This is a genomic window from Herbidospora mongoliensis (assembly GCF_001570545.1).
Taxonomy (GTDB): domain Bacteria; phylum Actinomycetota; class Actinomycetes; order Streptosporangiales; family Streptosporangiaceae; genus Herbidospora; species Herbidospora mongoliensis.
The window spans coordinates 151,190-169,376 of sequence record NZ_BBXD01000017.1 but is presented as its reverse complement, the minus strand read 5'-3'; the positions used below and the strand labels follow the sequence as shown (position 1 = coordinate 169,376).

The following is an 18,187-nucleotide window of genomic DNA, read 5'->3' as shown; positions in this document are numbered from 1 at the left end:
GGAAAGATGTCAGGCCAGGATCAGGAAATACGCGTCCGCGTGGAAGACGAATCAACGTACGAGATCTTCTACGTGACCGGCCGAATGACCGACACCGCCGTATCGGTCCTCAACCCTCTGACGGTCTCCGCCGTCGAACGGCTCGATCCGCCGCAAGTCCTCATGGAGCTGAGCGGCGTGACGTTCTGCGACGTCGATGGTGTCGGTGCGGTCATCGCCTCGGCCAAACGAGTCATGTCGTCGGGCGGCCGATTGTTCGTGGTCGCATCTTCGCAGGCCGTGCTGGACGCCGTTTCGGGCAGAGGGCTGGAGCGGAATATCAATTTCTACGGGACGATGGATCGCGCCCAGGCCGCTCTTGCCGAGTCGTGATTTCCGTGGGATCCCGCTTCCTGGCATTCGCGACCGCCACTTTTCTGATCGCGGCGTGCGCGCCGAGTACAGAACCTGTGGACACTTCGGTGTTACGCGGAGTCGCCAGTAACTTCGTCGTTTTCGCATCCCCCGAAGAACTGGCATCCGATCCTTTGTCGGAGGTCGTCGTAGCGGGTGAGGTGGAAGGCTTCGAACAAGGCCGTACTGTCGTCGGCGCGGTCCCCGACGACACCCTGTACAACGTGGTGATGAGATTCCGGGTGACCGATCCGGTCAAGGGGGCCGACGACAACCCGAAGCTGGCCGATGGATACGCCTATGTCGAACTGCCGCAAGGCGGTCTGTGCGATCCGGGCCTCCGTCCGTGCCGGTCGCTCGACGACTTCGCCAAAGCCATTCCGCGGGGGACCCGGGCGCTTCTCTTCCTCAACACTCCACCGGGTCCGGCGTCCGGAACGGCCGATGGCGGCCATGTCGAGCCGAGCCCGGTCGGCGCACATCTGTTCGCGGTCTACCCCCAGGGCTTCCTGCTGGAGACCGTCGAGGGAGGCGAGCGCAGACTCGTCGGCGGAATAGAGGACCTCCGGGGACCTGGCTGGAGTTCCGTCGCGCAGACCGCCGACGGGGATCCGCTGAGAGTTCTCGTCGGAAGGCTGAAGAACACGGTGGCCGCCGGACCTGGTTCGTGACGGCGCGGGGATTGAGCGGGTGAGGAGCGCCGGATGGCGGGTCGGCACTCAGAGCGGCGGGCGGTGCCGGGGTGGGCGGAGCCGTAACGGAAGAAAAGTTCGAGAGCTCAGCCGATGGCCCATGAGCGCCGGTGTTCGATGGCGAGCATGACGACCAGGATCACTACCAGAACCGCGAGTTGCGCCATCGCCGACCACAGTCCCACCGCCGCCGCCACGAGTGCGGCGATCGCCGCGAGCCCTCTGATGCGGGCCTGGGGTAATCCGAGCACGCGGCGGAACCAGAAGTCGCCGGCCAGGTAGAGGGCCACCCCGGCCGAGAGCATGATCGCCGCTGCGGGCTTGAGCGGGTCGAGGGGATGGCCGATGACCTTCTTGATGCCGCCGGACACGGCGACGACGCCCAGCAGGATCGGGATGTGGCCGTAGAAGTAGGCGCCGAGGATCATGCGCGTGCGCGGGACGGGTTCGGCCGCCGCCAGGGCGTGTTCGGCCGCGACCTCGTCGCCGTCGCCGAAGTAGGTCCACCACAGGCAGGCCGCCAGGCACAGGCCGAGTGCGCCCGCGATGCCGAGGCCCAGGTCGACGTGCAGGTCGGCGGCGCCGATGCCGATCGCGAGCATCGACTCGCCGAGGACGACGATCACCAGCAGACCGTGCCGTTCGACCACGTGAGGGGCGCGGAGGGTGAAGCCCTTCTGGCCGATGAAATAGGGGCTGCCCCAGAGCAGGATCAGCGCCGCCGCCCACAGCAGGTAGGTGTACGGCGCCGCCACGAAGGACGCCACGCCGATGAGCGCGGTGGCCGCGAGGTTGAACGGGATCACCCGCACGATGGCCCTGGTCGCCTGGAGGTAGAGCGCGCCGTGGACCACGATGAGCAGCAGATATCCGATCGCGAAGGCCGGTCCGCCGCCGTTGAACGTGGTGGGGATCGCGAGCGCCATGAGCAGGAACCCGGTCATGCCCAGCAGCACGAGGATCCGCCGCGCCGGACGTACCGGGGGCACCGAGTTCAGCAGCCAGACGTAACCGGAGTACATCCACCACATCACCCCGAACACCAGCACCACCTGCAGGGCGCTCTCGCCGATGGTGACGGCCCGGTGCCCGGGTGACGGTGGCTCCAGGCCGGCGACCAGGACGTGGGTCAACTGGGTGATGGTGAAGACGAAGACCAGGTCGAAGAAGAGCTCAAGGGTGGAGACCCGTAATTCGGGCTCGGGGGTGTTCCGCTCGGCCGGTTCGGCGAACCACGTGGGAAGCCGCATGTCAGGAGACCTTTCACTGTAATTGTGTAATCATCCAATCAGATCGGTCGATCACCTGACCAACGGATATCCGGGCGCCAGATCCTGATCTCGGTCGCCGGAAGGCGTTCGGCGAAGACGCGGCCCCGCAGCAGTGCGCGCAGGTCTTGCTCGAAGTCGGCGAGCCGGTCGCCGAACAGGTGCGGCGCGGAGTCGGACCGCGAGAACGCCCACGCCACGAGGTCGTCCGCGGTGCGTGCGACCACCTCTCCGGCCGGGACGACATGGCGTTCGACGTCCGCGAACCCGGCTCGCGCCAGGACGAGATCCTCGCGGCCCGGCGTGCCGTTGACGAGCCTGCCCTGCCCGGCACGGCGCACCGGGCCGAGGTAGCGCCGCACCAGCTCACCGATCTCCTCATACGGGGCGACGGCGGGCGAGGGCAGGTTGCCGATCTGCACGAACGCGCCCCCGGGCGTCAGCATCCGCCGCACGGCCGCGGCGACGAGGTCGCGGTCGGTCCAGTGGAACGACTGCGCGAAGACCACGGCCCGGAACGCGCCCAGGTCGCCGGGCAGGTCTTCGGCCCGGCTCGCCTCCCAGCGGACGTTGGTCACCCCCCGGCGTCCGGCCTGCCGCCCGGCCTCCGCCAGCATGTCGAGGTCGGGGTCCATGCCGATCGCCTCCCCGACGAACGGGGCCATGGCCAGCGTCACGATGCCGGGGCCGCACCCGACGTCGAGCAGGCGACTGCGGCCGTCCAGATCGAGGGCCGTCGCCAGGGTCTCGGCGAAGGCCGGGGCGTAGGGGATCCGGCCGCGTGTGTAGTGGGCGGCGGTGCCTTTGAAGAGGGTGTCGTCCCATTCCCATCCGTCAGCCATGGGGCTGGAGCTTAGTTGTCGCAGGTCTGTTCAGTCCCGCGACGCCCGCCGCCGCGGCCGTCCCCACGCAGGCCAGCGCCACCCACACGACACCGCGGTCCTGCAACGCCCCGACGGCGAGGTTGCCCAGCGTGATCCCGACTCCCGCGATCGACTGGTAGAGCCCGTAGTGCGTGGCCACCAGCCGCCCGCCCGACAGCGCCACGACCGTGTCCATCTCGAACGGATACGCCAGCGCCGTCCCCACCCCCAGCAGCGCCGCGCACAGCAGCACCGCCCCGATCGACGTGGTCACCGTCAGGGGCAGGAACGCCGCCCCCATCACCGCCAGCCCCCAGGTCATGGCCTGCCCCGGCGTCCACCGGCTCCGCGCCCACCGGGTGATCCGCGACTGGCCGAGGACCGCCACCCCGCCCGACACCACGAACAGCAGGGTCACCCCACCGGAGGAACCGAGCGTCAGCGGCAATGCCAGGTACACCTGGAACGACATCACGTAGGACCCGGCCATCGCGCAGGCGAACAGCACGAACGGCCGGTTCCTCAGCACGGTCCGCCAGTCGGCCAGCACCCCCGCCTCCGATCTCCCGGCCCCCGCGCAGGCGGGCAGCGCGAACACCTGAAGCAGCGTCAGCAGCGCGAACACCCCGGCGGCCACCGCGCAGACCAGCCGGAAGTCCACCGCCATCAACGCCAGCCCGATCAGCGGCCCCAGCAGGATCCCGGCCTGGTAGAACACGTTGAACAGAGCGAAGGCCTCCACCCGCCGATCTCCGGCGTCAACTGCGAGATACGCGCGTACGGCCGGATTGAACAGCGCCCCCGCGAACCCGGTCATCACCGAAGCCGCCAGGAGCACCGGCAACGTGTCGGCGAACCCCAGCAGCGCGAACCCCAGCGTCCGCAGCAGACACCCGGCGATGATGACCGGCCGATAGCCCAGCCGGTCGGCGAGCGTCCCGCCCAGCAGGAACAGCCCCTGCTGGCTGAGGTTCCGCACGCCGAGAACCAGCCCGACGGTCCACCCCGCCATACCCAGCCCGTCGGACAGGTGCCCCGCCAGATACGGCATCAGCATGTAGAACGCGACGTTCATGGTGAACTGGTTGACCATCAGCAAGCGCACCGACCGGTCGAACGAAACCCACCTCACCGGATCACCATCCGCGTCCACCGGGTGACCTCGTCGGCGGGTGGCCGGTCGAGCAGCCCGTGCTCCGCGCAGTACGCGTCGTCGAAGATCGTCGCGTGATACCGGGCGGGCCCGTCAGGAAATATCGCGACGATGCGGGTGTCCGGCGGCATCGTCCTGGCCAGCCACGACGCGACCACGTGTAAGCGGCCAGCAACCGGTGGACGAGGGGCTCCATGCCGGGATCGGTCACCACGGTCACCGGATGCCCGTGGACGATCCCCGCCAGGGCCGGCCCCAGCCCGAACGTCCCCGACGTCGACTCCACGATCATCGAACCGGGCCTGAGCTCACCCCGCGCCCTCGCGCGCTCGACGATGTGGAGAGCGGCCCGATCCTTGAGCCCGCCGGGGTTCACGCCCTCGAGCTTCGCCCAGAAAGGGCCGAACGGATCGCCGATCAGGCACACCGGGGTGCCGCCCACCAGGTGAGAAGCCATGGTCACCCAACGTAACAGGCCGACGACACGCCGCTCCGGATGGCGGGCGCGGGTGTCGCGACCGGCGGATAATCGATCGCCCCCTCGTATCGGAGAAGGAGGGGCAGTGGCCCTGTCACGCCGCGCGATGCTCACCGGCCTGCCGCTGTCGCTCATGGCCGGTCCCGCCACGGCCCTCGCGCGACCGGCGGGAACCCCCGTCCAGATCGCTCACGACGAGCCCTTCTGGCGAACCGTCGCGAGCCGGTTCCGCGTCAGCCCCGACTTCGTGAACCTGGAGAACGGCTCCTCGGCGTGACGAAAGAGGAGATCGCCTTCACCCGGGGCGGCACCGAGGCCCTGCAGAACCTGATCACCGGCTACCGGGGTCTGACCCCCGGCGACGCCGTCATGTTCGCCGACCTCGACTTCCACAGCGGCCAGTCGGCCCTGAAATGGCTCGCCGCCAGGCACGGCGCCCGCGTCGAACGCCTGGTGATCCCCGAGCCGGCCACCCGCCAGGCCGTGCTGGACACCTACGCCGCGGCCCTGTCGAAGACGCCGCGACTCAAGCTCCTCCTGCTGAGCCACCTGAACAACCTCACCGGCCTGGTCGTCCCGGTGCGGGAGATCGTCGCGATGGCCCGCGAGAAGGGCGTCGACGTGATCGTCGACGCCGCCCACTCCTGGGGCCACCTCGACTTCACCCTGCCCGCCCTCGACGCCGACTTCGGCGTGTTCTCCCTGCACAAATGGATGGGCGCACCCCTCGGGAGCGGCTTCCTGTACATCCGCGAAGGTCGCCTGCCGGACATCGACCCCGTCTTCGGCGACGAGTCGCAGCGGGCCGACATCCGCTCCCGCGTCCACTCGGGCACCATGGACGTCGCGCCGATCCTCAGCGTCGGCGCCGCCCTCGACTTCCACGAGACCCTGGGCGCGGACGTCAAGGAGGCCCGCCTCCGCCACCTGCGCGACCGCTGGGTCCACCAGGTCAGCGATCTGCCGATCGAGATCCTCACCCCGGAAGACCCGTCCATGTATGGCGGAATGACCGCGTTCCGCCTCACCGGCCGCACGAGCGAGGCCGACAACACCGCGATCGTCGACCATCTCTACAACCGCCACCGCATCTTCACGGTCCGCCGCGGCGGCCTCGCGAAGGGCGACTGCGTCCGCGTCACCCCGGCCCTGTTCACCTCGGCCGCCGACGTCGACCGCCTCGCCGCCGCCCTGCGGGAGCTCAAGATCTAAAGGCTCTTCTTCCGTTACGCCTTCGGAGTGGCCGGCCACCCGACTACAGGGTGGGCAGATCGTCCAGAGCCATCCGGGCCTCTCTCGCCACGTCGTGGCCTGAGTCGGCGGCGACCTGGTAGGCGGCCCGTGCGGCCTCGATGTCGTCGAGGTTCTCGTAACAGATCCCCAGGTAATAAGCCGCCTTCGGGGCGAAGTGCGGATGCCCGGAGCCGACCGCGAAGAGGAAGGCCGCCTCCTCGCCCGCGCTGTCCTCCAGTTCCCCCAGCATCACCCCGAGGTTGAAAGCGGCCCACGGCGCCTGGGCGGGATGCCCGGAGTCGATGGCGACCTGGTAGGCCACCCGCGCCCCCTCGTGATCGCCCTGCTCGTCGAGCACGTAACCGAGGTTGTAGGCCGCCTGCGGGCTGTGTTCGGCATGCCCGGCGTCGACCGCGCGCCGATAGGCGGCGATCTCGCCGGGGACGTCGCCCATGTCCCCGAGCAGGACGCCGAGGTTGTAGGCCGCCATCGCCGACCGGTCGGGGTCGCCCAGGTCGATGGCGCCCTGGAAGGCCGTCCGCGCGCCCTCGTGATCACCCTGCTCGACGAGCAGGAACCCCAGATTGTTGCCCGCCGCCGACGCGTGCCGGACGTGCCCCGAGTCGACGGCCAGCCGGTAGGCCTCCCGTGCCGCCGCGACGTTCCCCAGCTCGCGGTAGACGATCCCGAGGTTGTAGGCCGCCATCGGCGCGTAGTCGCCGTGCCCGGAGTCGATCGCCCGCCGGTAGGCCGCGATCTCCCCGTCGACGTCGCCCAGGTCGCCGAGCAGCACGCCCAGGCTCACATACGCGTTGGGCGTCTCGTCGGGATGCCCGAAGTCGATGGCCGTCTGGTAGGCGGCGCGGGCCGCGTCGAACTCCAGCGCCTCGTAGAGGATCTCGGCCAGCCTCATGGCGGCGTCCGGAGCGACGTCGAGGTCACCTGCGTCCATGGCCACCTGGTAGGCGGCCCGCAGCCCGTCGGAACACCCCCGCTCCACCGTGGACATGGTGGTCGTGGCGGCCAGGATCGCCTCGTCGAGGATCTCGTCGAGCACGTCGGGCGTCAGCGCCGCCAGGTCGGCCGAGGTGAGACCGTCGAGATAGACCAGGCCGGGCCTGCCGTCGGAGAACGGCAGCCCGTCTTCGACCATGGCCGCCAGCTCCTGCCCGGAGGAGGGCAGCAGCACCGGGGTGTCGGCCGGCAGGGTCGCCCGGATCGCCTCGAACAGGCGGCGGGACGCGGCCGGACCCGAGACCAGCACGAAAGGGTAGGGCGGCTCGTCGACGGTCAGCGCGGCGCGGATCGCGGCGTCGTCGGGCATGGGGGAATGCATCGGGGAATGCGGAGTGCTCGCGGCCCCGAAATGGGCGTGATCGAGCTGCTCCAAACGCGGAAGCATGAGAACCCTCCAGGGGTCAGGCGCCGATGTTGCGTGAACGTGGTCGCTGAGCCCTGCCGTGCAGGTGGGCGGCGACTGACCAGGTCAGACTTCGGTGGGAGCTCGTCTGCCGGATCAGCTGCCAGGCTGGGGACGCCAGCCGAATCGCGAGTTCATGTCATGCCTCCACCTGGAGACTAACCCCGACACCACGCCCGATCCACCCGAATTCACCGTCTCGGAAAGAGCTTCGCCCGGGTCAGCCACTCGTTATGAGGCAACCCGTGAAGGAGCCGTTTTATGCCGCTCGGGAGGCTCGTCCCCGGCGCGACCCGGCAGAGCGATCGGGTCTAAGCCTCTGCGGCGACCTGCGGGGATGCTTTCCGAGCCGTCCATGCCCCCTACTATCCTCCTCTGCGGCGGGCGGCACCCACAGACGCACGAAGGGCCGGCGTCGTGAATGACGCCGGCCCTTCGACGAGATCAGCCCGCGAGCAGCGGCAGCGCCGGGAAGGCGTGACCCTCCCACAGCCGCCGCGATGTCTCCTCCGGATAGGCGCCGACCGTCGACGGCGCGTCGAAGATCTGGGCGAGGCGGCCGCCGGCGTCGTACGCGGGCCAGCCCGGGTCGCCGTGCGCGGCGAACGACGTCCACGCCCCCCGGATCCGCGCGGACAGCTCCGCCGCCTCCGGCGAGGGCGGGTCGCCGATCAGCATGGCGGTCTGCCCGCTGCTCAGGTTGCCGAAGACGAGCGGCACGTCCAGCCCGTGACAGGCGCCGAGGGCGCCGCCCATGCCCGGGGCCGTCCAGGTCAGTTCGTACAGGTGGGCCCGGCCGCCGCCGGCGATCTGCGCGTCGGCCAGCTGGACACTCGGCATGCGGAACAGCCAGTCGGCGTTGACCAGCTCGTACAACTCCTCGTCGGTCGCGGCCGGGAACGCCTCCCGGTAGCGGCGCGCGCCGTCCGTCCCCGGGGCGAGCACCCGCAGCGCGGCCTCGGACTGCTCGCGCGTGACCTGGCCGAGCACGCCGTCGATCAGGCTGAACAGCCGGTGCTCGTCCCGGGTGTGGCCGACGAGAAGCTCCACGTCCCGGGCGGCGCCGCCGGCCAGTGCCTGCCAGGGCGTCGTCGGCAGCACGTCACCGTCGATGACCGGGGCGTAGGGGATCGGCCGGTGGGTGATCCGCCCCCAGCGCTCCCGCCACTGGTCCATCTTGGCGAAGACCGCGTCGCCCGCTTCGGGCAGCAGGTCCGGGGAGATCGTCGACATCCCGGCCGCTGTGGGCGCCACCCCCAGCTCGGCGGCGAAGGCGGCGGCCAGGTCGGCGGCCAGTTCGGGGGAGAAGAACGTCCCCGGCACGCTCTGCGCGACCGCCCGCCGGAACAGCCCGGCGGCGCGCGGCATGGCCAGCAGCGAGGCGACGGACCCGCCGCCCGCCGACTCCCCGAAGACCGTCACCCTGTCGGGATCGCCGCCGAACGCCCGGATGTTGTCCCGCACCCACTCCAGCGCCGCGACCTGGTCGAGCAGCCCCCGGTTGGCCGGGGCCCCGTCGATCTGGCCGAAACCCTCGATCCCGTGCCGGTAGTTGAGGGTCACGACCACGGTCCCGCTCGCGGCCAGGTGCCCGCCGTCGTATTCCGGCAGGCCGGAGTGGCCCATGGCGTAACCGCCGCCGGGGATCCACACCATCACCGGCAGCCCCGCCGCCGGATCGAGGTTGGGCGACCAGACATTGAGCGTGAGCCAGTCGTCACCGGCGGCGTCCTGGGACACCGCGAGCACACCCGACTGCGGCGGCGGCGGGCCGTAGGCGAGGGCGGGCCGCACCCCGTCCCAGCCGCGCACCGGCTGCGGCGCCGCGAAACGCAGGTCGCCGACGGGCGGCTCGGCGAACGGGACGCCGCGGAAGACCGCGCGCCCCGCCTCGCGGCCACCGCGCAGAACACCGGCTGACGTGCGGACCTCCGGCTGGGACTCGGATGACAGGTTGGATCCGGTGGCGGCCATGTCGTGATTTCCTCTCTGTGCCTTTCGGCCGAGGATCCTCGCGCCCGAGATCGGGCGGCAAACCAATTAGGGCCACTTCGAACCCCAGCCGCACCGTCGTGGGTGGAAGGGCTTCTCCTTCCATTACGGCTCCGCCTGGTCGGCCACCCGACCAGGTCCGGCCATTCCAGATGTTCTTATCATCCGGATGGTAGGAGTACGCTTCGTCGTGTGACGAGCTCTGACCTGCTGGTTCTCAACACCCTTCGCTGCATGGGGTTCACGACCCTGACGCGGCTGGCCGAGGCGTCCGGGTTCGGTGAGTCCGACGTCCAGTCGGAGCTGATCGACCTGGCCGTGGCCGGGCTGGTGACCTACGAACCGGGAGACTTCGGCGGCTGGGGCATCACCCCGACCGGCAAGACCGTGCACGCCGCCCGCGTCGCCGCCGAACTCGACGACGCCGGCACCAGGGCTGCGGTGACCGACGCCCTCGATCGTTTCCTGCCCCTGAACACCGAGCTGCTCGACCTCTGCGAGGCGTGGCAGATGCGCGGGGGCACCCTGAACGACCATGGCGACCCGGCCCACGACGCCCGCGTCCTCACCCTGCTGACCGACCTCGATCGCCGCGCCGAGACCGTCGTCGCCGCCCTGTCGCAGGCGCTGCCCCGCTTCGCCAGATACCGCGTCCGCCTCACCGAGGCGCTGACACGGGCCAGGGCGGGGGAGCGGGAGTACGTCACGGACGACATGGCGTCCTACCACGTCATCTGGTTCCAGCTGCACGAAGACCTGCTGGTCACCCTGGGTATCCCGCGATGAGGTGGATCCACCCCCTCACGTCGGGCGAACCGGTCGAGGTGATCGGCGGCAAGGCCCACGGCCTGGTCGTGCTGGGCCGCCTGGGCCTGCCCGTACCACCCGGATTCGTCATCGGAACCGACGCGTGCCGCGCCTATCTCCGCGACGGCCACCTGCCCGAGGGCCTGGTCGAGGAGCTGTCCGCCGCCCTGTCCGACCTCCCCGCGACACGGGTGTCGGTCCGATCCGGCGCGAGCGTGTCGATGCCCGGCATGATGACGACCGTCCTCGACCTGGACACCGACCCGATCGGCCCCCTGCTGAACGCGGTCACCGAGGTCTTCGCCTCGTGGCACACCCCCCGCGCCAAGACCTACCGCGACCTCCACGGCATCTCCCACGACCTCGGCACGGCGGTGTCCGTCCAGACGATGGTCCACGGAGACCGCGACCACCACAGCGGCACCGGCGTCGCCTTCACCCGCGACCCCACCACGGGCGACCCCGTCCCGTACGGCGACGTCCTGTTCGGCCGCCGGGGCGACGCGGTGGTCTCCGGCCGCGAACACCCCCGTCCGCTGCACGACCTGGCCGACCGGGAACCCGAGGTGTGGGCCGGTCTGACGCACGCGATGGCCCGCGTCGAAGCGCACTACCGCGACGCCTGCTACCTGGAGTTCACCTACGAAAGCGGCAGGTTGTGGCTCCTCCAGGTCCGCCCCGGCCGTTTCACCGGCGCCGCCGCCGTCCGGGTGGCGACCGACCTCGCCGACGACGGCGTGATCGCCCGCGAGGAATCCCTCCTCCGGGTCACCGAGAAGGATCTCCAGCAGGTACGAACCGCCCGGATCGCCCTGCCCGCCGACGTGGTGGCCCGAGGCCTGGGCGCCTGCCCCGGCGTGGCGACCGGAAGCATCGCGACCACCTCTGAGGCGGCGGTCCGCATGGCGGCCGACGGCCCCGTCATCCTGGTCCGCCCGGAGACCTCCCCCCTCGACCTGCGCGGCATCGCCGCCGCCACCGGAATCGTCACCGCGCGAGGCGGCCCGGCCAGCCACGCGGCGGTGGTCGCCCGCGCGATGGGCAAACCCGCCGTGGTCGGCACCGCGGGCCTGATCGTGGCGGCAGGCTCGATCCGGGCCGGCGACCGCACCCTGACGGAGGGCGCCGTCATCACCATCGACGGCACCAGCGGCGACGTGGTCGCAGGCGAGGCGGCCGTCACCACATCCCTGGCTGAAGCCCACGTGCACCGGCTCCTCGAATGGGCGGACACCGTCTCCGGCGACACCTCGGAGCGCTCCGACCCTCAACGCCTCAGCGCGGCGCACGCCGTTCTGATCCAGCGAGGGGGGCAGGAACAGGCATGACCCGCTGGGCGGATGGCACCCTGTCGGTCGCCGCCGCCATCGACCGCAGCGAAGCGATCGAGAAAGCGTTCGACCTCGGGGCGTTCCCCGTCGTCGACCCCGACGACCTGGCGGACGTCTACTGGGACATGTACACGCGCCGCGACCGCGTCGAGCAGATCCACCCCGCCTGGCCCGCCCAGTAGAGACCGGCCACGCGACTGGCGCCGGCCGAACTCGCCGGTCAGGCCACCGCCGGTTTCGCGGGCGGTGGAGGTTCCGGCGGCGTGGCGGGCGGGCCCGAATCGGGAGAGCGCCCCTGCGCGTCGCGGATCAACGCCACGATCACCGAAGCGACCGGCGCGGCCAGGAACGCGCCCACGATGCCCGCGACGAAGCTGCCGACGGCCAGTGCGATCAGGATGACCGCCCCAGGCAGGTCGAGCGCCTTCCCGTAGATCAGCGGCGCCAGGACGTGTCCTTCGAGTTGCTGCACCAGGATGGTCACCGCGACGACGATCAAGGCCACGATCCACCCCTTGGCCACGAACGCCACCACAGCCGCCAGCAGGCCCGCGAACAGCGCGCCGATGACCGGCAGGAACGCGCCGACGAACGTCAGCACCGCCAGCGGCAGCGCGATCGGCACCCCGAGGATCCACAGGGTGATGCCGATGAAGAACGCGTCGACGAACCCGACCGCCGCCACGCCGCGGACGTAGCGTCCGATCACGTCGAAGACGACCCGGCAGGTGTTCAGGATGTGGCCGCGGCTGCCACGCGGCGCGAGGTCGGCCAGCCAGTGGACCAGGTGGTCGCCACCGTGGACCAGGTAGACGGCCAGGATCAGGGCGAGCACCCCGCCGACCACGATCTCGCCGATGGTGCGCACCCCGGTGAGCGCGCCCGTCGCTATCTCACCGCCGCGTCCCGACAGGTAGGTCTGGAAGTCGGCGACGTATTTCTGGATCTGCGCGTGGTCCAGGCCGAACCCGGCGGCCGTCTTCTGCAGGTCGGTGACCACCTGGCCGATGCTGGCGTTCAGTTCGGCGATGCCGTCGATCGTCGGGGGCACGAGCACCGCGATGAAGGAGGCCAGCACCACGATCACCCCGATGAAGGCGCCCATGGTGGACAGGGCCCGGTTCAGGCCGATCTCCCGGAGCGCGCGCGCCGGGGGCATCATCAGCGTGGTGATGAAGATGGCCAGCACGACGCTGATCGCGACGGTCCTGACCTGGTAGATCATCCACAGGATCACCGCCGTCAGGGCGAGGAGGACCAGAATCCGCCCCGCCGTCCTGGCCGCCCTGCTCAGGCCGTCCCCTGATACCGCCGGATCCGCCATCGGCGTTCCCCTCCCGCTACGTTCGGTGCCCGCCGATGATCTCACCGATCGCGGGGAGGGGGCTACCGTCCGTCGTGGTCGGGGTCGACGTCGAAGGTGATCGCGCCCTGGTATCCGCCGGAGCCCTCGACGGTCCTCATGATCATGCCGGTCTGGAAGATCGAGTCGTTCTCGTTACGGGTGTCCCGCGCGCCCCGTCCCGTGTACGGCTCCGCCGCCATGACCGCGTCGTTCAGCGCCTCGTCGAACATCACCTGTGTGGTGAGGGTCCTGTCCTGGCCCACGTGGACCATGGCATGGATGTGCACGGTACGACCTCGATACCACCCCGGCCAGATCGTGGTGAACGTGACGATCCCCTCGGCGTTGGTCACCTGGGCGCCCCGCAGATAGCGGTTGTCATCGGCGGGGACCAGGTCACCGCCTCCTCCACCAGGCGTCCGGCCTTGGCCGGGGCCGCCCGCCGACGCCGACTCGGCGCCCGAGTAGGCGCCGCCCGCGTCGCAGTGCCAGATCTCGACCACGGCGTCCTTCAGCGGTTCGCACGTCTCGCTGTCCCTGACCCGGATCGCCACGTCCAGCCGGGTCCCCGGCCGGTCCTCGCGGATGTCCGACCGGATCTTGTCCGCGTCGAAGTAGTAGGGCCCCTGCGTGGTGGAGGCGGTGAGCGTGCACGTACCGGAGGATTCGAAAAGAGCCGTCAGGTCGCCGGTGGCGGCCTGGGGGGTGATGGTCGCCGTGGCGCCCGTGGAGGTCGTCACCGAGGTGGAGCCGCTCGACCCGCACGCCGCGAGCAGCGCGCCCAGGCCGAGCGAACCCACCCCGGCGATCATCGTGCGCCGGCTGACCCGTTTGCCTTCGTCGTGGTCCGTCATGACGTTCACGCTAGGAACCGCGCATGAGCGTCAGGTGAGAACCGTCTTTGAATCTACGTTGTAAAGGCGCCGTAAGGGGATCACGTCGACCCGGCCACCTCCAGGTCCTCCTTGACCTGCGGGTCGCCCGACTCGGCCGTGTAGTCGGCGGGAGCCGTGCCGTCGACGCCCTCGGGTGAACCGAGGCGCCGGGCCAGCACCGTCACCAGCGCGGCGACCACCAGGTTGACCAGCAGCGCCAGGAACCCGGCGTAGATCGTCATCGACGTGTCGAGGCCGAGTTTGTTCAGCGGGAACGCCGACCCGCCGAAGTGGGCGTGGTCGTTCGCCGGGTTCGCGATGTTGTAGAGCAGCACCATCCCGGCCGTCATCCCGGCCGTCCACCCCGCGATCAGCCCGACCCGGTGGAACCATCGCGTGAACAGCCCCAGCGCCACCGACGGCAGCGTCTGCAGGATGATCACGCCGCCGATGAGCTGCAGGTCGATGGAGAACTGCGGGTCGATCAGCAGGATGCACAGCACCGCGCCGACCTTCACGACCAGCGAGGTCAGCTTGCTGACCCTGGCCTCCTGCGCGTCGGTGGCGTCCCGCCGGATGTACTCCTTGTAGATGTTGCGGGTGAACAGGTTCGCCGCCGCGATCGACATGATCGCGGCCGGCACCAGCGCGCCGATGCCGATGGCCGCGAACGCGACGCCGGTGAACCAGTCGGGGAACATCTGGTCGAACAGCTGCGGCACGACCGTGTTCACGTCGGTCCCGATCGGGGTGACCCCGGCCGCGATGGCCATGAAACCGAGCAGCGCGATCAGCCCCAGCAGCAGGCTGTAGGCGGGCAGCGCCGACATGTTCCGCTTGACCACGTCGCGCGAACGTGACGCCAGCACCCCGGTCACGCTGTGCGGATAGAGGAACAGCGCCAGCGCCGACCCGAGCGCCAGGGTGATGTACTGCAGCTGGTTGTTGGCGTTCAGCAGGGTCCCGTCACCGGGGGCGGCCGTGCCGGCGAACTTCGCCTCGGCCGCGTCGAAGATCGCCCCGAACCCGCCGAGCTTCGCCGGGATGTAGATGATCGCCACCAGGATCACGATGTAGATCAGCGTGTCCTTCACGAAGGCGATGAGCGCCGGGGCGCGCAGCCCGCTCTGATAGGTGTACGCCGCCAGGATCGCGAACGCGATGATCAGCGGCAGGTCCCCGGTCACCCCCATCGTCTTCAGCACGGCCTCGATGCCGATGAGCTGCAGCGCGATGTACGGCATCGTCGCCACGATCCCCGTGACGGCGATCAGCAGCGCCAGGGTCGGCGACCCGAAACGTACCCGCACGAAATCGGCCGGTGTGACCAGGCCGTGCACGTGCGACACCGACCACAGCCGGATCAGCACCAGCATGACCAGCGGATACACGATGACCGTGTAGGGGACGGCGAAGAACCCCATGGCGCCGGCCCCGAACAGCAGCGCGGGAACCGCCACGAACGTGTAGGCCGTGTAGAGGTCCCCGCCCACCAGGAACCAGGTGACCCACGGCCCGAAGTTGCGCCCGCCCAGCCCCCATTCGTTCAGGGAGGCCAGGTTGTCGGCCCGCCGCCAGCGGGAGGCCACGAAGCCCATGCCGCTGACCAGCAGGAACAGCGCCGTGAAGACGACGATCTCGGTGATGTGCTCGTTCATCGGCGGGTCACCCGGTACACGATGAGAGTCGCCGCGACGCTGACCAGGATGAAGGTGAGTTGCAGCCAGTAGAACAGCGGGATGCCGAGCAGCCGGGGTTCGGCATGGTTGAACAGGAGCGGGATGAGCGGGATGACGACGGCTGGCAGCAACACCCAGTTCCAGGGGCTGCGGTCCGATCTGGGGGAGCGCGGTTCCGTCAACGGACTCTCCTTCCGACAAGTTGTCGGTTGGAGCGTAAAGTGACTCCCGTCACACCGGTAGATCGCACGGGGAGCTCCCATCGACGAGCGGCGTGCTGGACGCGCCGAGCGGTCGCCTGTCCGTCCATTCGCCCGACATGTGGAGTCCGGCGTGTTATTGTGTGCCGCATGCGAATTCCTGAGCAGCAGCAGTGGTGGCGCCGCTAACGGCGGCCCCTAGCTCAGGTTTCTCGCGAATCGAAACAGGCCGCCCCGGGATATAGGGCGGCCTTCTGTGTTCCCGCCCCCGGGGCCTCGAAAGGATCAAGGGGCGACAGTGGAGACCAGCGGTTACACCACGGCGGGCGGCATCGGGGTCCAGCGCGTCGTGCGCGCCGTCCCCGAGGCGGCTCTGGAGGAGATCGTCGACTCGCTCGGCACCCGCCGAGGCGGGGCGTTCTCCTCGGGGATGGACTATCCGGGCAGGTACAGCCGATGGGCCTTCGGCTACGTCGACCCCTGCCTCGAACTCGTCGCGAAGGGCCGCCGCATCTCGGTCCGCGCGCTCAACGACCGGGGCGCCGTCGTGCTCCCCGCCGTCGCGGCCTGTCTCCGCGCCGCCGGAGAGGTCGTCGGCACACCCACCGGCACCTTCACCGAGGTCGAGGTCCACCCGTCCGACGAGTGGCTGCCCGAGGAGATGCGCTCCCGCCGTCCGACGGTCTTCACCGCGATCCGCGAGGTCATCGCCGCCTTCAAGGGCAACGACCCGCACCTCGGTCTCTACGGCGCCTTCGGCTATGACCTGGCCTTCCAGTTCGAACCGATCCGGTACGAGCTGGAACGCCCCGACGACCAGCGCGACCTGGTCCTCCACCTGCCCGACCGCCTCGTGGTGATCGACCGGGTGAAGGAGACCGTGCTGGAGTACAGCTACGAGTTCGAATTCACCGGCAAAAGCACGAAGGGCCTCCCGCGCGCCGGTGACTCCCGCGAGCTCACCAAGGCCGTCGACATCCCGGCCGACCCCGTCAGGGGCACCTACTCCGACGTCGTGGCCAAGGCCAAGGAGAAGTTCAAGCGCGGCGACCTGTTCGAGGTCGTGCCCGGCCAGGTCTTCCACGCCTCCTGCGACGACCCGCCCGCCTTCTACCGCTCGCTGCGCACCAGCAACCCGGCGCCGTATGAGTTCATCATCGGCCTCGGCGAGGGCGAGCACCTGGTGGGCGCGTCCCCGGAGATGTACGTCCGGGTCAGCGGCGAGCGCGTCGAGACCTGCCCGATCTCCGGCACGATCGCCCGGGGCGCCAACCCGGTCGAGGACGCCGAGGCGATCCGCACCCTCCTGTCCAGCGTGAAGGAGGAGTCGGAGCTGACCATGTGCACCGACGTCGACCGCAACGACAAGTCGCGCATCTGTGTGCCCGGCTCGGTCAAGGTCATCGGCCGCCGTCAGATCGAGATGTACTCCCGGCTGATCCACACCGTCGACCACATCGAGGGCTACCTGCGCCCCGAGTTCGACGCCCTCGACGCCTTCCTCACCCATATGTGGGCGGTCACCGTCACGGGCGCCCCGAAGACGTGGGCGATGCAGTTCATCGAGGACAACGAGGCCACCACCCGCCGCTGGTACGGCGGCGCGGTCGGCTTCATCGGCTTCGACGGCTCGATGAACACCGGCCTCACCCTGCGGACCGCCCAGATCCGCGACGGCGTGGCGACGGTCCGGGCGGGCGCGACCCTGCTGTTCGACTCCGACCCCGACGCCGAGGAGCGCGAGACCGAGCTCAAGGCCAGTGCCCTGCTGGGCGCGCTGGCGGCGGTCGGCAAGACCGACATCGGCGAAGAGATCGTGAAAGCCGAGCAGCCGGGCGAAGGCCACAAGGTCCTCCTCGTCGACCACGAGGACTCCTTCGTCAACACCCTGGCCGACTACTTCCGCCAGCAGGGCGCCACGGTCGTCACGCTGCGCCACGGCTTCCCGATCGAGATGATCGAGGACATCGCGCCGACCCTGGTCGTGCTCTCACCCGGGCCCGGCTGGCCCTCCGACTTCGGCACCGACACGCTCGTGTCGGCGCTCTACCAGCGCGACCTCCCGGTCTTCGGCGTCTGCCTCGGTCTCCAGGCGATGGTCGAGCAGGCCGGCGGCCAGCTCGACCTGCTGCCCTACCCCGAACACGGCAAGCGCGGCCAGGTCAAGCGCGAGGGCGACAGCGCGCTCCTCGACGGTCTGCCCGAGGCGTTCACCGCCGCCCGCTATCACTCGCTGCACGCCAAGCACCCGGGGGTGCAGGGGTTCACGGTCACCGCGGCGACCGCCGACGGCGCCGTGATGGCGATCGAGGACGTCGCCAACCGCCGCTTCGGGGTGCAGTTCCACCCGGAGTCGATCCTCACCACCGAGGGCGGCGCCGGGGCCAAGATCATCGCCAACGTGCTCAAGCTGGCGCGGTAAAGATCGCGCCGAACGCCTGACCGTCCGGCGCCACCG

The 18,187-nt window shown here is 70.0% G+C and carries 18 protein-coding genes and 1 pseudogene; 8 read left to right on the top strand and 11 right to left on the bottom strand.

Annotated elements, in window-relative coordinates; translation table 11 throughout:
• Nucleotides 1–6: 6 nt before the first annotated feature.
• The gene (locus AW272_RS25400; protein WP_066369961.1) at nt 7–372 is read left to right on the top strand and encodes an STAS domain-containing protein; all 366 of its coding nucleotides are present in this window, start codon (nt 7–9) and stop codon (nt 370–372) included.
• A 182-nt stretch (nt 373–554) separates the two neighbouring features.
• On the top strand, nt 555–1,064 hold the full coding sequence (locus AW272_RS25395) for a hypothetical protein (RefSeq protein ID WP_157518767.1): 510 nt from the start codon (nt 555–557) through the stop codon (nt 1,062–1,064).
• A 107-nt stretch (nt 1,065–1,171) separates the two neighbouring features.
• Here the strand turns inward: AW272_RS25395 and AW272_RS25390 are convergent, their stop codons facing one another.
• The 5 genes and pseudogenes from AW272_RS25390 to AW272_RS45685 all read right to left on the bottom strand — a co-directional run.
• Nucleotides 1,172–2,335 carry a low temperature requirement protein A gene (locus AW272_RS25390; protein WP_066369955.1) on the bottom strand — a complete coding sequence of 388 codons (1,164 nt, stop codon included), beginning with the start codon at nt 2,333–2,335 and terminating at the stop codon, nt 1,172–1,174.
• 38 nt (nt 2,336–2,373) lie between these two features.
• Nucleotides 2,374–3,195: a class I SAM-dependent methyltransferase gene (locus tag AW272_RS25385; protein ID WP_066369953.1), complete on the bottom strand. Its 822-nt coding sequence runs from the start codon at nt 3,193–3,195 to the stop codon at nt 2,374–2,376.
• The gene (locus tag AW272_RS25380; RefSeq protein ID WP_245657720.1) at nt 3,188–4,348 is read right to left on the bottom strand and encodes an MDR family MFS transporter; all 1,161 of its coding nucleotides are present in this window, start codon (nt 4,346–4,348) and stop codon (nt 3,188–3,190) included. Before AW272_RS25380 ends, AW272_RS25385 begins: the two co-directional genes overlap by 8 nt.
• Nucleotides 4,345–4,527, bottom strand: coding sequence for a hypothetical protein (locus AW272_RS45690; RefSeq protein ID WP_066369951.1), 183 nt, complete (start codon nt 4,525–4,527; stop codon nt 4,345–4,347). The genes AW272_RS25380 and AW272_RS45690 overlap by 4 nt, the downstream gene beginning before the upstream one ends.
• 62 nt (nt 4,528–4,589) lie before the next feature.
• Nucleotides 4,590–4,826 (bottom strand): annotated as a pseudogene (locus AW272_RS45685) (pyridoxal-phosphate dependent enzyme); the annotation flags it as partial.
• A gap of 106 nt (nt 4,827–4,932) precedes the next feature.
• Here AW272_RS45685 and AW272_RS44430 point away from each other — a divergent pair.
• Together AW272_RS44430 and AW272_RS25360 are read left to right on the top strand one after the other, a co-directional pair.
• Entirely contained in the window at nt 4,933–5,124 is a 192-nt protein-coding gene (locus tag AW272_RS44430; protein WP_066369947.1) for a hypothetical protein, read from the top strand.
• The gene (locus AW272_RS25360; protein ID WP_066369944.1) at nt 5,121–6,059 is read left to right on the top strand and encodes an aminotransferase class V-fold PLP-dependent enzyme; all 939 of its coding nucleotides are present in this window, start codon (nt 5,121–5,123) and stop codon (nt 6,057–6,059) included. Before AW272_RS44430 ends, AW272_RS25360 begins: the two co-directional genes overlap by 4 nt.
• A gap of 43 nt (nt 6,060–6,102) precedes the next feature.
• On the opposite strand, the gene AW272_RS25355 is transcribed toward AW272_RS25360, so the two are convergent.
• Nucleotides 6,103–7,482, bottom strand: a complete 1,380-nt coding sequence (locus AW272_RS25355; protein ID WP_083958655.1) for a tetratricopeptide repeat protein — start codon at nt 7,480–7,482, stop codon at nt 6,103–6,105.
• 462 nt (nt 7,483–7,944) lie between these two features.
• Complete coding sequence (locus AW272_RS25350) at nt 7,945–9,474, bottom strand: carboxylesterase/lipase family protein (RefSeq protein WP_066369939.1); 1,530 nt, start codon at nt 9,472–9,474, stop codon at nt 7,945–7,947.
• Between the two features lie 210 nt (nt 9,475–9,684).
• Between AW272_RS25350 and AW272_RS25345 the strand changes: the two genes are divergently transcribed.
• The 3 genes from AW272_RS25345 to AW272_RS43830 are packed head-to-tail and all read left to right on the top strand — an operon-like array spanning nt 9,685 to nt 11,812.
• The gene (locus AW272_RS25345; protein WP_066369934.1) at nt 9,685–10,278 is read left to right on the top strand and encodes a transcriptional regulator; all 594 of its coding nucleotides are present in this window, start codon (nt 9,685–9,687) and stop codon (nt 10,276–10,278) included.
• A complete protein-coding gene (locus AW272_RS25340; protein WP_066369932.1) occupies nt 10,275–11,627 on the top strand; it encodes a PEP/pyruvate-binding domain-containing protein in 1,353 nt (450 codons plus the stop codon). The genes AW272_RS25345 and AW272_RS25340 overlap by 4 nt, the downstream gene beginning before the upstream one ends.
• The gene (locus AW272_RS43830) at nt 11,624–11,812 is read left to right on the top strand and encodes a hypothetical protein (protein WP_066369929.1); all 189 of its coding nucleotides are present in this window, start codon (nt 11,624–11,626) and stop codon (nt 11,810–11,812) included. Before AW272_RS25340 ends, AW272_RS43830 begins: the two co-directional genes overlap by 4 nt.
• A 38-nt stretch (nt 11,813–11,850) precedes the next feature.
• Here AW272_RS43830 and AW272_RS25330 read toward each other — a convergent pair whose 3' ends face one another.
• The 4 genes from AW272_RS25330 to AW272_RS25315 form a co-directional block, all read right to left on the bottom strand.
• Nucleotides 11,851–12,954, bottom strand: a complete 1,104-nt coding sequence (locus AW272_RS25330) for an AI-2E family transporter (RefSeq protein WP_066369926.1) — start codon at nt 12,952–12,954, stop codon at nt 11,851–11,853.
• Nucleotides 12,955–13,016: 62 nt separating this feature from the next.
• Nucleotides 13,017–13,829: an intradiol ring-cleavage dioxygenase gene (locus tag AW272_RS25325; RefSeq protein ID WP_066369924.1), complete on the bottom strand. Its 813-nt coding sequence runs from the start codon at nt 13,827–13,829 to the stop codon at nt 13,017–13,019.
• A gap of 80 nt (nt 13,830–13,909) precedes the next feature.
• Complete coding sequence (mctP, locus tag AW272_RS25320; RefSeq protein WP_066369921.1) at nt 13,910–15,508, bottom strand: monocarboxylate uptake permease MctP; 1,599 nt, start codon at nt 15,506–15,508, stop codon at nt 13,910–13,912.
• Nucleotides 15,505–15,711, bottom strand: a complete 207-nt coding sequence (locus AW272_RS25315; RefSeq protein ID WP_066369918.1) for a DUF3311 domain-containing protein — start codon at nt 15,709–15,711, stop codon at nt 15,505–15,507. Before AW272_RS25315 ends, mctP begins: the two co-directional genes overlap by 4 nt.
• A 316-nt stretch (nt 15,712–16,027) precedes the next feature.
• Here AW272_RS25315 and AW272_RS25310 point away from each other — a divergent pair, with 316 nt between their 5' ends.
• Nucleotides 16,028–18,151, top strand: coding sequence for an anthranilate synthase component I (locus AW272_RS25310; protein WP_066369917.1), 2,124 nt, complete (start codon nt 16,028–16,030; stop codon nt 18,149–18,151).
• Nucleotides 18,152–18,187: the final 36 nt, after the last annotated feature.

What these genes read in the sequence shown, in the direction of transcription:
- AW272_RS43830 (WP_066369929.1), top strand. Translation starts at nt 11,624, where the DNA reads ATGACCCGCTGGGCGGATGGCACCCTGTCGGTCGCCGCCGCCATCGAC.
- AW272_RS25340 (WP_066369932.1), top strand. Translation starts at nt 10,275, where the DNA reads ATGAGGTGGATCCACCCCCTCACGTCGGGCGAACCGGTCGAGGTGATC.
- AW272_RS25390 (WP_066369955.1), bottom strand. Translation starts at nt 2,335, where the DNA reads ATGCGGCTTCCCACGTGGTTCGCCGAACCGGCCGAGCGGAACACCCCC.
- mctP (WP_066369921.1), bottom strand. Translation starts at nt 15,508, where the DNA reads ATGAACGAGCACATCACCGAGATCGTCGTCTTCACGGCGCTGTTCCTG.
- AW272_RS25400 (WP_066369961.1), top strand. Translation starts at nt 7, where the DNA reads ATGTCAGGCCAGGATCAGGAAATACGCGTCCGCGTGGAAGACGAATCA.
- AW272_RS25325 (WP_066369924.1), bottom strand. Translation starts at nt 13,829, where the DNA reads ATGACGGACCACGACGAAGGCAAACGGGTCAGCCGGCGCACGATGATC.
- AW272_RS25355 (WP_083958655.1), bottom strand. Translation starts at nt 7,482, where the DNA reads ATGCTTCCGCGTTTGGAGCAGCTCGATCACGCCCATTTCGGGGCCGCG.
- AW272_RS25385 (WP_066369953.1), bottom strand. Translation starts at nt 3,195, where the DNA reads ATGGCTGACGGATGGGAATGGGACGACACCCTCTTCAAAGGCACCGCC.
- AW272_RS25350 (WP_066369939.1), bottom strand. Translation starts at nt 9,474, where the DNA reads ATGGCCGCCACCGGATCCAACCTGTCATCCGAGTCCCAGCCGGAGGTC.
- AW272_RS25330 (WP_066369926.1), bottom strand. Translation starts at nt 12,954, where the DNA reads ATGGCGGATCCGGCGGTATCAGGGGACGGCCTGAGCAGGGCGGCCAGG.